The organism is Faecalibacillus intestinalis (assembly GCF_003024685.1).
Lineage (GTDB): Bacteria > Bacillota_I > Bacilli_A > Erysipelotrichales > Coprobacillaceae > Faecalibacillus > Faecalibacillus intestinalis.
In genome coordinates this window covers 1-15,101 of sequence record NZ_PYLQ01000018.1, presented here as the reverse complement: position 1 = coordinate 15,101, position 15,101 = coordinate 1, and the positions used below count along the sequence as shown (strand labels likewise).

Here is a 15,101-nt window from a genome sequence, read left to right as displayed (position 1 = left end):
GTGGGAGGTGACACACATGAATGAATATGATTTGATGAATCTCTATTTTAATTTTATTTTTAAAGACGGTAATAAGTCATTTAGGTATGTGTATGCAAGTTATGAACAACTTGTAGAATTTAAAAATTGGTTAACAAAACAAAATATAAAATTTCCATTTGTACATCAAATTCAAAAAAATGAATGTGAGTTACTTTTTAGAAGTAAAAACTTTGAAACTTATGATACGGCTTTTAAAACAAGTTATGCACATGATTTTCATAAATATATAGCAAAGGAAAAAGAAAAATATCAAGTCATTTTATTATTGGGAATCGATCAGCAATTCTTTGAAAATTTTGATAATAGTTATAATCATGATTTGATGCGCGTTTTTCGTATAAAAAAGGCATTGAAAGAAGATATCTCTTTATATGGACCTTTTCATCTGTTTTTAAATGCTCTTTATCAAATAGATCGTTGGCCTGGTGTTTTTATATTTAAAGGAGAGCAAAGTGTTTTTTATCCTGTAAAAAACATAGAGGAAGTAAAAGAATGTTTTAGACTAATAGAAACAAATAAGATTTTTGAAAAGAAATGTCAAACAAATGAAGATCAATATTTTATACAACTAAGCGATCTTCATTTAGGAACAAAGAAAACAGACAATGGACTTATTGTATTACAGGATAGTCTAGATGAACTTTATCATATGCTTCCTCATGATCACCAACTTAAATTTTTGATTACGGGTGATCTAATGAATTCGCCTAATCGTAAAAATATGTATGCAGCCTCTCATTTTATGAATCGTTTAAAAAGGAAATATCATAGTGATGTAACGTTTGTTTTAGGAAATCATGACGTCATTGTTTATGGCTTGAATCTTTTAAAAAAACAAAAGACAAAAGTGGTAGCTTATTTGCTAGGAGAAAATATTAAAGTTTATCCGGATGTTAAAATGATTGTGATCAAAATAGATTCTACTTCTCAAGGAAATCTAGCAAGGGGAATGGTTGGGCAAAGACTTTTACAAGAAATTGAAGATGAGTTATTATCTATTAATCATTTAGAGGATTATACTTTGATTGCTATGATGCATCATCATTTAATGCCACTTAGAAAAGATGATTTTTTGAAAATAAAATGGAATGAAAAACTATTCATGGGAAAAATTGCTGACTCGACAAAAGCCCTTGTGGATGCTCAAGATGTAATGTATTGGTTAGAAAAACATCATGTACGTTATATTTTCCATGGACACAAGCATATTCCTTGTGTTGTAAAAAAAGGAAATACGTATATTATGGCAGGAGGTTCTTCTTGTGGAGGAGGTACCAGAGAAAGAAAAAGCAGTTATTTAAGTTATAATTTATTGAAATATAATCGTAAAGATCAAGTGTTTAAGTATTGTTTTGTATTCTATGATGATCTTACAAAACAAGAAAGACATCGTGTAAAAATAAAATTATTTATGGAGGATCAAAATGAAGTTAGTAGATAAGATGAAAGATGAAAATTTAGGACTTGCAATCCTATATAACTTTACAAAAGGGTATGGGCATGTTCCAATGAGTGTTTATGATGTGGTTTTACCATTTCTTTATCATGATGGTTTTAGAAATCATTTATTTGAAGGGATTGAAGTAGAAGAAGCCCTTACTAAATGTGTTCAAGAGGATGCTTCTTTTATTCAAAATATATTAGATACAATTGAAAAAGATAAAGAAATGACATCAAGAGCATTAGGAATTTGTCTTTTAAATAAATATTTAAGTTTTGAATTTGAAGATAATGAAATGAAAGGGATTTATCATGAAAGCTCTATTTTAGATATTAATGAAGCAATCAATTTAGGAAAATTCTTTTCAGGAAAATCTTATGAAGATATTTTAAATATTTTAAAAAAAAAGAGTTCTAGCGTTGTCTTTTTAGATAGTGTTTGTTTAGGAGAGGATGTTGATCTTTCTAAGTTGAATCAATTTGGACAAGTAACGATTTATAAACAAAGTAATCCAGAAGAAGTCATTGAACGTATTAAAGAAGCAGATATCATTATTACGAATAAATGTTTACTTACCGAAGAAGTCTTACAATATGCTTCGAAAGTAAAACTTATTTGTATTACAGCAACAGGTGTCAATAATGTTGATTTAGGTTATTGTCATCGTCGTGGTATTACGGTATGCAATGTGGCAGGGTATTCTTCTTTAAGTGTTGCGCAACATACTTTTGCTTTAGCTTTAGAACTTTTACATAAAAATAGTTATTATCATCATTATGTTCAAAGTGGTCAATATAGTGAAAGTGGTATGTTTAGTTATATTGGACCTCGTTTTTATGAATTACATGAAAAAACATGGGGTATTATTGGTATGGGAAATATTGGACGTACGGTTGCAAAAATTGCTGAAGCTTTTGGCTGCCAAGTTCAGTATTATTCAACAAGTGGAAATAATACGAAGCAAGATTATCTCTCAGTTGATTTAGAAACATTATTAAAAACAAGTGATATTGTTTCTATTCATTGTCCTTTAAATGAACAAACTAAAGGATTAATTGGTGAAGAATCATTTAAGTTAATGAAAAAAGAAGCGATTTTAATTAATGTAGGACGTGGTGGTATTGTTGATGAAGAAGCACTGGTTGAAGCTTTACAAAATAATGAAATTGCCGGGGCAGGACTCGATGTTTTTGAAAGAGAACCACTTGCAAAAGAGAGTCCTTTACTACAAATTAATGATGCTTCAAAACTTTTAATGACACCTCATATTGCATGGGCAACAGTAGAAGCAAGAAATCGTTTGTTTGATTTAGTCGTTGATAATATTCAAGGTTTTTTAAAGGGTGATTTAAAGAATGTATGTTAATGCATTCTTTTTTTTGCAATTTAAAATGAATTATGTTATACTCGAAAAACTTGAGGAGAAAATGAATGAACAAATTTGAAAAATTAGGATTAAGTGAAGAATTATTAAAATCAATCAATGAATTAGGTTTTGAAAAACCAACACCTATTCAAGAAAATATTATCCCTGTTATTTTGGAAGGCTATGATGTCATTGGACAAGCACAAACAGGAACAGGAAAAACTTTGGCGTTTTCAAGTATTTTACTTACAAATTTAAAAGAAAGAAAAAAGAAACCACAGGCGTATATTTTATCACCAACAAGAGAACTTACCATGCAAATTCATGAAGAATTAAAAAAACTTGGAAAATACAGTTCTTTACGTTTTGCTTGTGTTTATGGTGGTAGTGGTATTGAAAAACAAATTAAATCGATTAAAAAAGGTGTTGATATTGTCGTAGGAACACCGGGAAGAATGATGGATTTAATGAGACGTAAAGTACTTCAACTAGATGAAGTTTCTTACGTGGTTTTAGATGAAGCTGATGAAATGTTGAATATGGGATTTGTAGAAGATATTGAAACGATTATTTCTAAGACAAATCCAGAACATACAACGATGTTGTTTTCTGCAACGATGCCAGAAGGTATTAAAAAAATTGCGAAAAATTATATGAAACCAGATTATAAGCATATTCAAGTTAAACAAAAAACAGTGACAGCTAACACAGTTAAACAATATTACTTTGAAGTTAAACAAAAAGACCGTTTTGAAACATTATGCCGTATTATTGATAGTGAAACGGTACAATCAGGAATTATTTTCTGTCGTACTAAAAGAAGCGTTGATGAAGTAACGGAACAAATGCAAAAGGCTAACTATAATGTAGAAGCAATGCATGGTGATTTAAATCAAGATCATCGTATGCGAACTTTAAAGAAATTCAAAGAGGGAACAATTCATTATTTAATTGCCACAGATGTTGCCGCTAGAGGGATTGATGTAGAAAATATTAGCCATGTTATCAATTATGAATTACCTCAAGAAGTAGATCTTTATGTACATCGTATTGGTCGTACAGGTCGTGCGAATCGTGAAGGAAAAGCCTATACAATTGTTGTAGGGAAAGAAGAACGCTATTTAAAAGAGATTGAAAGAAAAACAAAATCTCATATTGAAAAATTAGAAGTACCAACATTAACACAAATTCACCAACATAAAGTAACAGAATTAATGTATAAATTAGAAGATATGATTTTACATGGAGAACATAAACCAATGAAAGATTTGGTAAATCAAATTGAAAATCATATGTTAAAAGATGTAACGGCAGCTTTAATAGAATTATCTTTAAATCAACAGATTGGTTTTCCTTATACGAAAGAAAAACTTGAATCTTCATCAAAACGTAAAAAAGGTGCAAGTGAAGGTTATACACGTTTATTTTTAACGGTAGGATCTATGGATAAAGCAAAGAAAAAAGATATTATTCATTTCTTGGTCTCAAAGGCAAATATTAGAGAAAGTGATATTCAAGGAATTGATATTAAAAGAAAGTTTACGTTTGTAAATATTAATGATAAAGCTGTAAAAAAAGTGATGAGACATTGTCAAAAAGAAAAATTAAATGGACGAAAAGTAGAAATAGAGCAAGCAAATAGCCGTTAGGCTGTTTCTTGTTCAATTTTTTTTAAAAAATTAAAGGCGATAGAATCAACATAATTAACAAAAATTATGAAAGCGGTATCAATTTACACTTGAATGTAAGGGCTATCATGTGTATAATTATATTAGTTGATTAATTAGGAGGATTGATTGAAATGAAACAATATGTTTACTCATTCAAAGAAGGAAATAAAGATATGAGAGTCATCCTTGGAGGTAAAGGTGCAAACTTAGCTGAAATGACAAGCATTGGTTTACCTGTTCCACAAGGATTTACTGTATCAACAGAAGCTTGCACTGCTTATTATGAAGATGGAAAACAAATTTCGCCTGAAATTTGTGCGCAAATTGATAATAAATTAGCTGAATTAGAAGCTGAAACTGGAAAAAAATTAGGAGATCCAACAAATCCATTGTTAGTATCTGTTCGTTCTGGAGCAAGAGAATCAATGCCAGGTATGATGGATACTGTTTTAAACTTAGGTTTAAATGATGAAGTAGCTACTGGGTTTACTAAAATTACAAATAATGAAAGATTCGTATATGATAGTTATAGAAGATTCATTCAAATGTTCGCAGATGTTGTTATGGGATTCCCAAAAAGCTCATTTGAAAGAAAATTTGATGATATCAAAGAAGAAAAAGGAGTTGAATTTGATACAGATTTAACTGCTGAAGATTTAAAAGAAGTTGTTGCTATTTATAAAGAAGAATACAAAAAACATGCGGGAGTTGAATTCCCACAAGATCCAAAAGTTCAATTAATGGAAGCTATCAAAGCTGTATTCCGTTCATGGAACAATGATCGTGCAATCACTTATAGACGTTTAAATGATATTCCTGGTTCATGGGGAACTGCTGTAAACGTTCAACAAATGGTTTATGGTAATACAGGAGATACTTCTGGTACAGGTGTTGCCTTCACTCGTAACCCTGCAACTGGTGAAAAGAAATTATTCGGTGAATACTTAATGAATGCACAAGGTGAAGACGTTGTTGCTGGTATTCGTACACCTCAACCAATTGCAACATTAAATGATGTTATGCCAGAATGCTATGAACAATTCTGTAAAGTATGTGACATTCTTGAAGAACATTATAGAGATATGCAAGATATGGAATTTACTATTGAAAATGGTAAATTGTTCATGTTACAAACTCGTAATGGTAAAAGAACTGCACAAGCCGCTTTAAAAATTGCAGTTGATTTAGTAAATGAAGGAATGATTACTAAAGAACAAGCCTTATTAAAAGTAGAACCAAGACAATTAGATCAATTATTACATCCAAACTTTGAAGAAACTTCATTGAAATGTGCTCAAGTTGTAGCTACAGGATTAGCTGCTTCTCCAGGTGCTGCAACAGGACGTATTTATTTCACTGCAGAAGATGTTATTGAAGCTCATAAAAATGGTGTTCAAGATATCTTATTAGTTCGTCTTGAAACTTCACCAGAAGATATCGAAGGTATGAATATTGCTCATGGTATCTTAACTATCCGTGGTGGTATGACATCACATGCAGCTGTAGTTGCTCGTGGTATGGGTACTTGCTGTGTGTGTGGATGCGGAAGCTTAAGAGTTGATGAAGAAGCTAAAGTATTAATGACACCAGATGGTAAAAAATATCATGAAGGTGACTATATGTCATTAGATGGAAGTACAGGTAATGTTTATGGTGAAAGAATCAAAACTGTAGAACCTGAAATCAGTGGTGACTTTGAAACATTCATGTCATGGGCTGATGATGTACGTACATTAAAAGTTAGAACAAATGCTGATACTCCAAGAGATGCTTTACAAGCTCGTAAATTTGGGGCAGAAGGTATTGGTTTATGTAGAACAGAACATATGTTCTTCGAAGAAGAAAGAATTTTCAACTTCAGACGTATGATTACCGCTGAAACAGTAGAAGCAAGAAAAGAAGCATTAGAAAAAATCTTACCATATCAAAGATCTGACTTTAAAGAATTATTTAAAGCAATGGAAATCTATCCAGTAACAATTCGTTTCTTGGATCCACCTTTACATGAATTCTTACCTCATACAGATGAAGAAATCAGACCTTTAGCTGAAAGTTTAGGTATGACATTTGATGCGTTAAAAGCACGTGTTGAATCATTAAAAGAATTCAACCCAATGATGGGTCATCGTGGATGCCGTTTAGCAGTAACTTATCCAGAAATTGCTGAAATGCAAACAAGAGCTGTTATTGAAGCTGCAATTGCTGTTAATAAAGAAGGACAAAACGTTGTTCCTGAAATTATGATTCCATTAGTTGGAGATATTAAAGAATTAAAATATGTTAAAGATGTCGTATGTAAAACGGCTGATGCAATTATCGAAGAAGCAGGTGTTGAATTACCATATAAAGTTGGTACAATGATTGAAATTCCTCGTGCTGCATTAACTGCAGATGAAATCGCAAAAGAAGCTGAATTCTTCTCATTTGGTACAAATGACTTAACTCAAATGACTTATGGATTCTCTCGTGATGATGCTGCTAAATTCTTAAATGAATATTATACTAAGAACATCTTTGAATCTGATCCATTTGCTCACATTGATGAAAATGGTGTTGGACAATTAATGCAAATTGCTATTAATAAAGCTAAACCAGTTCGTCCAGATATTAAATTAGGTATCTGTGGTGAACATGGTGGAGATCCTAGAACTGTTGAATTCTGTCATAGAATTGGTTTAACTTATGTTTCATGTTCTCCATACCGTGTACCATTAGCACGTTTAGCTGCTGCTCAAGCTGCTGTTAAAGAAAAAATGGGTAAATAGTTTATAAGGAGGGTAGTGAAAACTACTCTCTTTTTATTTGTGTGAAATTCAATTATTGAAGTTTTCTTTTTTTAGTGAAATAATAAAAATTAGGAGATGATAAAATGACGTATGAAGAAATGATAGAAGATGAAACTTTTATTGAGGGAATGCAAACACGTATCATATCTGATCAAGAAATGGATACTATGTATATTCCGGATGTTGAATATATGAATATTGATGGAATCAGTCGTGTTTTACAAATATTAGTACCTCGTAAAAGGGTGATGGAAAATGAAAAATATCCACTAATTGTCTATGTTCAAGGGTCTGCTTGGCATAAACAAAATGTTTATCAACATGTAGGACAACTTAATTATTTATGTAAACAAGGTTTTGTTGTAGCTATTGTACAATATCGTGAAAGTGATTTAGTGCCTTTTCCAGCACAAATAGAAGATACCAAAACAGCAATTCGTTTTTTAAGAAAACATCACGAAGAATATTTTATTGATGAACAAAATGTTTTTTTATTTGGTGATTCATCGGGTGGACATGTAGCTTTAGTAAGTGGACTTACAAGTAAATTACCATTATTTAACAGTAATTTATATTCTGAATATTCTAATGAAGTACGTGCTATTATTGATTTTTATGGTGTGGTTGATATTACGATGGAAGATGGCTTCCCAACAACAGAAAATCATCAACAACCCGATAGTCCAGAGGGATATTTAATTGGAAGAAAAAATGTTTTAGAATATTTAGATATCGCTCGCCAAACAAGTCCAATGACATATTTAGATGGTGATATTCCACCTATTTTAATTGCTCATGGAACAAAGGATCGTTTAGTTGCGTTTAAACAAAGTGTTAAACTTTATAAGGCTTTAAAAGATAAAAATAAAGAAGTTATTTTTTATCGTATGAAAGGGGCAGATCATGGTGGACCTATGTTCTTTTGTGAAGAAATGCTTGATGAAGTAATTAAATTTATAAAAAAGAGCATAGCTCATGACTAATAAATAGGAATATGGTAAAATATTATTATTAGAGGAAAGAATATTTTAAAAAATATTGATAAACAAAAAGTATTAAAATTAAAAGAAGAAGTTGCTTATCAAAAAGGACAAGTTGTTTCTAAAACATTAGCACAAAATGAAGCGTTAAGTGTAACTTTTTTCTTTTGATAAAGGAGAAGAAATTAGTTCTCATAAAAGTGGTGGAGATGCTTTTGTGACTTGTTTGGATGGTGAAGGAGAAATTACAATCGATAGTGTAAAATATATTTTACATGAAGGAGAATCAATTGTAATGCCTGCTGGGTTACCACATGCAGTCTATGGAAAAGAATAATTTGAAATGTTATTAGTTGTTGTCTTTTAATGATTGCTATGATGAAATATCATCATAGCTTTTTTTTATGTTAAGATTGGTCTATAATAATCATAAAGGTGAGTATTATGGAAAAAATAATGTTGAATTTAAATAGTTTGGCAACGATGTTATGTACATGTGATTTATATGCATATGATGAAGCTGCTTTAACAAGTGACGAGTGGTTGGAAGTCGAAAAAAATTTAAAAGTTCATGGGTTAAATGGTCCCGGCAGTCTTTTTGGGTTAAATAGTGATGAATTAATGGACATATTAGATATTTCTGAATATAGTGCATATAAAATTGTGCGACGAATGAAATCGATACAGTTTTTTTTAAAAAAATTGCATGAATATGAACAACAAGGAATTCGTATTATTACTAAATATGATGAAGAGTATCCTCAAAATCTAATCAAGAAAATGAAAAAGAGTGCACCCCTTTGCTTATTTATTGCAGGAACATTACCGGTGAAATTTGAAGGTATTTCTATTACGGGATTGCAAACAGTTTCTAAAAAAGAAAAAGGATATGTTAAACGACTTGTTGATAAGCTCAATAATGAAGATAAATGGTTAATTTCTAATGATTGTAAAGGAATTGATCAAGAGGCCTTTCATTATGGATTGCATCATCATAGTCAAATAATTTGCTTTGTTTGTGAAAATATGCTAAATAAAATACAAGAATATAAAAAGAGTATTAGAATGGGGAAGGTTGTTTTTTTAAGTGCTGTTGATCCTGCTAAAAGATTTACTGTTACTCATGCTATTGATAGAAATAGTTATGTATGTGCTTTGTCAATGTTTCAAATTGTTGTTTCAAGTAAAATAAATAGTGGTGCTACTTGGTTTACAATCATGCATAATATGCATCATAATTGGACTGTTTCATTGGTTCTTGATAATGATTGTTTTGGAAATCAAAGACTACTAGAAATGAAAACAGTACCGATTTATATAAAAAATATTGTTTCAGATACAAGTTTTGAGATGATTTATGAACTTAATAAAAAAGAAAATATAGAAGAAGTTAATATTGATCAAATGTCAATATTTGAATTTATAGGAGATACGAATGAATCGAGAATATAAAATATATAAAATTACTTACTTTTTGATGGCTGTGAATGTTATTACATATCTGTATACTTCGTTAAAATATGGTTTATCAATGTCCGCTATGCAAGGGATACAAGTTGGAGGTTTTAATCCTTTGTATGTTTATTACTATCATGAATATTACCGATTGATTACAGCTAATTTTATTCATTTTGGTTTAATGCATATTTTTTGTAATGTTTATTCTTTATATAATTTAGGAATGTTAATGGAAAAAATATTAAAAGAGAAAAAATATATTATCGTTATTGTAGTTTCGATGATTTCGACAACATTATTTTCTTATTTGTTATTTTTATTATTTAATATTGGTACAAATAGTGTGATGGGTGGTATTTCCGGTGTTGTTTTTGGACTTATTGGTTCGCTTTTAGCACTATCAGTTTTATATGGTGATGTGTATAGCTATTTGTTTAAACAAATTGTTTCTAGTGTTGTATTGATGCTTTTTATTTCGGTGGCTGTTCCTTCGATTTCTTTAGTGGGTCATTTGGGCGGAATGATTGGTGGATTTATTGCAACGTTTGTTTTAGAAAAGATAGATTCAAAAAAAGAAAGAATAATAAATTAGGGGGGATATAATGAATTTACAAGAAAAATACAATGAATATAAACAAAGGCAAGAGGCCAAAAAGTTTTTTAATCAAAATAATGATTATCATTTATCAATAAGTGATTATATAAAAATGTTTGTTGTTGGCACAGTAATTGCCATTTTTTCAACAATTGCTTTTGATTTTATTAGTTTACAAATAGGGTGGAGCTTTTCATATTTTGATATTTTAACAGGTTATTTTACAGGCTTTATTGTTTTAAAAATAGCGCGTTATGGAAGCGAAAAAGTTGGGGTCATTTCAGTGATATGCTATCTACTTGGAACGCTGTTTACACCGATATTGACATATTATGCTTTTTGGGGTCAATCTCTTACTTTGGTGATGGCTATTCAATTAGCGATAGGACAGTTTAGCAATCTTTTTTCTTTAGTTTTTATAGCTATTGGAGCAATGACAGCGTATATAACAAGTAAAAATTAGTAGGACTATAAGGTCCTATTTTTTATTTTTGATAGAAATAGTAAGCGAATTCATGAATTCGTGTAGTCAAAATGTTTGGAAAGTAGTATAATAATAGAAGCAAAAGGAGGAATTTTTTAATTATGGCTAAGAAATATTTGTCAATGGATGGGAACCAAGCTGCTGCTCATGTTGCATATGCATTTTCTGAAGTAGCAAGTATCTATCCAATCACACCTTCATCTCCAATGGCTGAACATGCTGAAGCATGGGCTGCAAATGGAATGAAGAATATCTTTGGGTCTCCTGTGAATGTTATTGAAATGCAATCAGAAGCAGGTGCTGCAGGTGCAGTTCATGGGGCTTTACAAGGTGGTGCTCTAGCAACTACATTTACTGCATCTCAAGGATTGTTATTAATGATCCCAAACCTTTATAAAATTGTTGGTGAAAATTTACCAGGTGTATTCCATGTTGCTGCACGTGCTTTAGCAACTCGTTCACTTAATATCTTTGGAGATCATCAAGACGTGTATGCTTGTCGTCAAACAGGTATTCCAATGATTTGTTCACACTCAGTACAAGAAGTAATGGATTTAGGGGGAGTTGCTCACTTAACAGCAATTAAAGGGTCTGTTCCAGTAATGCACTTCTTTGATGGATTTAGAACATCTCATGAAATTCAAAAAGTAGAAGTTATGGATTATGATGTATTAGAAAGCTTATTAGATAAAGAAGCTTTAGCTAAATTTAAAGCAAATGCATTAAATCCTCATACAAATCCAATTGAACGTGGGGGAGCTGAAAACGATGATATCTACTTCCAAGGTAGAGAAGCTCAAAATAAACACATCGATGCAGTTGTAGAAATCGCTGCTGATTACATGAAAAAAATCTCAGAAGTAACAGGTAGAGAATATGCACCATTTACTTATTATGGTGATCCAAATGCTGATAGAGTTATTATCGCTATGGGTTCTGTTACTGAAACAATTAAAGATACAATTGATGAAATGGCTAAATCTGGAGAAAAAGTTGGTTTAGTTAAAGTTCATTTATATCGTCCATTCTCAGCAAAATACTTATTAAAAGTATTACCTGCTTCAGCTAAGAAAATTGCGGTATTAGATCGTACAAAAGAACCAGGATCTGCTGGTGAACCTTTATACTTAGATGTATGCAGTGTTGTAAAAGATGCGGATGTTTTAATTGGTGGACGTTATGGTATGGGTTCTAAAGATACAAATCCTGCTCAAATTAAAGCTGTTTATGATCATTTGAATTCTGATAATCCATTCAATAGTTTTACTATTGGTATTGTTGATGATGTTACTCATTTATCATTACCAACTGAAGAATTTAATGTAACAGGTGACTATACAGAATGTCTATTCTATGGTTTAGGATCAGATGGTACTGTATCAGCTAATAAATCATCTATTAAAATTATTGGTGATCATACAGATTTATATTCTCAAGCTTACTTTGCTTATGATAGTAAAAAAGCAGGTGGAACAACTCGTTCTAACTTAAGATTTGGGGCTTCACCAATTCGTGCTACATATTATGTAAATAATGCAGACTTTATCTCATGCTCATTAGATAATTATGTATTAAAATATGATATGTTGAAAAACTTAAAGAAAAATGGTTCATTCTTATTAAATACAGAATTTTCTAAAGAAGAAGTTGCTGACTATTTACCAAATAGAGTGAAAAAACAATTAGCTACAAAGAATGCTAAATTCTATATTATTAATGCTAATAAGATTGCTATGGAAATTGGAATGGGACGTCGTACAAATACTATTTTACAATCTGCATTCTTTGCATTAAACCCACAAATTTTACCAATTGATAAAGCTGTTGAATATATGAAAGAAATGGCTAAAAAATCTTATAGTAAAAAAGGTGATGCCATTGTTCAATTAAACTACAAAGCAATTGATGCTGGTAAAGATGCAATTGAAGAAGTAACAGTTGATCCAAAATGGGCTGATTTAGAAATCCAAGAAACTAAGAAATTAACAGGTGATGATCATTTTGATAATTTCGTTTCTGTAATCAACGCATTAGATGGTAATGACTTACCAGTTTCAGCATTCATGGATAAATTAGATGGTTCTATGAAATCTGGAATGGCTTATATGGAAAAACGTGGAATTGCGACTATGGTTCCTCAATGGAATAAAGATGACTGTATCCAATGTAATAACTGTGTTATGGTTTGTCCTCATGCTACAATTCGTGCGTTCTTAATGACTGATGAAGAAATTGCTAATGCACCAGAAGATATCTCTAATGATGTTTTAAAACCTATGGGTAAAGGGGTTGACGGATTATCTTATAGAATTCAAGTTTCACCAGATAACTGTGTTGGATGCGGTTTATGTGTTGAACAATGTTTAGGAAATAAAAAAGGTGAAGCTTTAAAAATGGTTAATGTTCATGAAGAATTAGAACATGCTCCATTAGCTGATTATATCTATAAAGAAGTAGAATATCGTGATGATAAATATCCTACAACTACTGTAAAAGGTGTTGGATTCAAGAGACCATACTTTGAAGTATCTGGTGCTTGTCCAGGATGTGGAGAAACTCCATATTATAGATTAGCAACTCAATTATTTGGATCAGATATGATGATTGCAAATGCTACAGGATGTAGTTCAATTTATTCTGGTTCTACACCATCTACACCATTTACAACTGATAAAAATGGTCAAGGTCCAGCATGGTGTAACTCATTATTTGAAGATAATGCTGAGTTTGGTTATGGTATGAAATTAGCTCAAAACTATAATGAAGCTCATATGATTCAAGTAATGGAAAATGCTAAAGATGCTTGTGAACCTGAATTAAAAGAAACTATTGAAAAATACTTATCTGTAAAAGGACAAAGAAGCGAAGAAAAAGCAATTGTTCCAGAATTATTAAAATTAGTTGAAGCATCTTCAAATGATGCGATTAAAGAAGTTTTAGATAATAAAGGTAACTTAGTTTCTAAATCTCAATGGATTGTTGGTGGAGATGGATGGGCTTATGACATCGGTTATGGTGGATTAGATCATGTTATCGCTAATAATGAAAATGTTAATATTTTAGTATTGGATACTGAAGTATATTCAAATACAGGTGGACAATCTTCTAAATCATCTCAAGCTGGTTCAATCGCTAAATTTACTGCTGGTGGTAAAACAGGAGCTAAGAAAGATTTAGCGCAAATTGCTATGGCTTATGGTCATGTTTATGTTGCACAAATTGCTATGGGTGCAAATCCTGCACAAACAATTAAAGCAATGAAAGAAGCTGAAAGCTATGATGGACCAGCATTAATTATTGCTTATGCTCCATGTCAAGCACATGGTATTAAAGGTGGTTTAGCAAATCATCAAGCTGAACAAAAACGTGCAATTGATTGTGGATATTTCAACTTATTAAGATATGATCCAAGATTAGAAGAACAAGGAAAGAATCCATTACAATTAGATTCTAAGACTCCAAACTTTGAAGGATTTAAAGATTACTTATTAGGTGAAAACAGATTCTCACAATTATTAAAAGTAAATCCAGAACATGCAGAACAATTAATGGCTAAATGTCAAGCTGATGCACAAAAACGTCGTGCTCGTCTAGAAAAAATGGCTCAATAGTTAAAATGAAATCCATTTGGTTAATTCCAAATGGATTTTTTTGTAGTTATTAAATATAAAATAATCGATTTTTAAAAGTAATAAATTTATTCTTTAGTATCTAAAATGCTCTATAAACACCAAATCATAAAAAAGCATCAAAAAAGATCAATGGAAAAAACGTTGATATAAAGGCAGAAAAAAAGGGAAAGAGAGAAAAAAATAAAAAAATACAGAAAAAAAGCTTTACAAAAGGGAGAGGGGATGGTAATATAAATGGGCACTCGACGAGAGAGTCAAGTGAGAGGACATTGAAAACTGAACAGGAAAGAATAAAACACAACGTCAATTAAGTTTAAGAAATAAAAAAGAGCTAAACAGACTAAGAGATTGTCTGAAAGAAATAAGACAATGGAGAGTTTGATCCTGGCTCAGGATGAACGCTGGCGGCGTGCCTAATACATGCAAGTCGAACGCTTCACTTCGGTGAAGAGTGGCGAACGGGTGAGTAATACATAAGTAACCTGGCATCTACAGGGGGATAACTGATGGAAACGTCAGCTAAGACCGCATAGGTGTAGAGATCGCATGAACTCTATATGAAAAGTGCTACGGGACTGGTAGATGATGGACTTATGGCGCATTAGCTGGTTGGTAGGGTAACGGCCTACCAAGGCGACGATGCGTAG

Annotated in this window: 10 protein-coding genes and 1 rRNA gene; all 11 read left to right on the top strand. The window is 31.3% G+C overall.

Annotation, left to right across the window (positions count from 1 at the left end; genetic code table 11):
- Positions 1-16 precede the first annotated feature (16 nt).
- Positions 17-1,483 carry a metallophosphoesterase family protein gene (locus C7U54_RS11030; protein ID WP_022000899.1) on the top strand — a complete coding sequence of 489 codons (1,467 nt, stop codon included), beginning with the start codon at positions 17-19 and terminating at the stop codon, positions 1,481-1,483.
- Positions 1,467-2,849: a D-2-hydroxyacid dehydrogenase gene (locus tag C7U54_RS11025; protein ID WP_107030323.1), complete on the top strand. Its 1,383-nt coding sequence runs from the start codon at positions 1,467-1,469 to the stop codon at positions 2,847-2,849. Before C7U54_RS11030 ends, C7U54_RS11025 begins: the two co-directional genes overlap by 17 nt.
- 65 nt (positions 2,850-2,914) lie before the next feature.
- Positions 2,915-4,498, top strand: coding sequence for a DEAD/DEAH box helicase (locus tag C7U54_RS11020; RefSeq protein ID WP_022000897.1), 1,584 nt, complete (start codon positions 2,915-2,917; stop codon positions 4,496-4,498).
- 152 nt (positions 4,499-4,650) lie between these two features.
- Entirely contained in the window at positions 4,651-7,284 is a 2,634-nt protein-coding gene (gene ppdK, locus C7U54_RS11015; protein ID WP_022000896.1) for a pyruvate, phosphate dikinase, read from the top strand.
- Positions 7,285-7,388: 104 nt separating this feature from the next.
- Positions 7,389-8,288 carry an alpha/beta hydrolase gene (locus C7U54_RS11010; protein WP_022000895.1) on the top strand — a complete coding sequence of 300 codons (900 nt, stop codon included), beginning with the start codon at positions 7,389-7,391 and terminating at the stop codon, positions 8,286-8,288.
- A 214-nt stretch (positions 8,289-8,502) separates the two neighbouring features.
- Complete coding sequence (locus C7U54_RS15285; RefSeq protein ID WP_022000894.1) at positions 8,503-8,622, top strand: cupin domain-containing protein; 120 nt, start codon at positions 8,503-8,505, stop codon at positions 8,620-8,622.
- Positions 8,623-8,729: 107 nt separating this feature from the next.
- Positions 8,730-9,737: a DNA-processing protein DprA gene (locus C7U54_RS11000; protein ID WP_022000893.1), complete on the top strand. Its 1,008-nt coding sequence runs from the start codon at positions 8,730-8,732 to the stop codon at positions 9,735-9,737.
- Complete coding sequence (locus C7U54_RS10995) at positions 9,721-10,335, top strand: rhomboid family intramembrane serine protease (protein ID WP_107030322.1); 615 nt, start codon at positions 9,721-9,723, stop codon at positions 10,333-10,335. Before C7U54_RS11000 ends, C7U54_RS10995 begins: the two co-directional genes overlap by 17 nt.
- Before the next feature lie 10 nt (positions 10,336-10,345).
- On the top strand, positions 10,346-10,801 hold the full coding sequence (locus C7U54_RS10990; RefSeq protein WP_107030321.1) for a hypothetical protein: 456 nt from the start codon (positions 10,346-10,348) through the stop codon (positions 10,799-10,801).
- Positions 10,802-10,923: 122 nt separating this feature from the next.
- Positions 10,924-14,433, top strand: a complete 3,510-nt coding sequence (gene nifJ, locus C7U54_RS10985; protein ID WP_107030320.1) for a pyruvate:ferredoxin (flavodoxin) oxidoreductase — start codon at positions 10,924-10,926, stop codon at positions 14,431-14,433.
- Between the two features lie 387 nt (positions 14,434-14,820).
- Positions 14,821-15,101 (top strand): 16S ribosomal RNA (locus C7U54_RS10980); the annotation flags it as partial.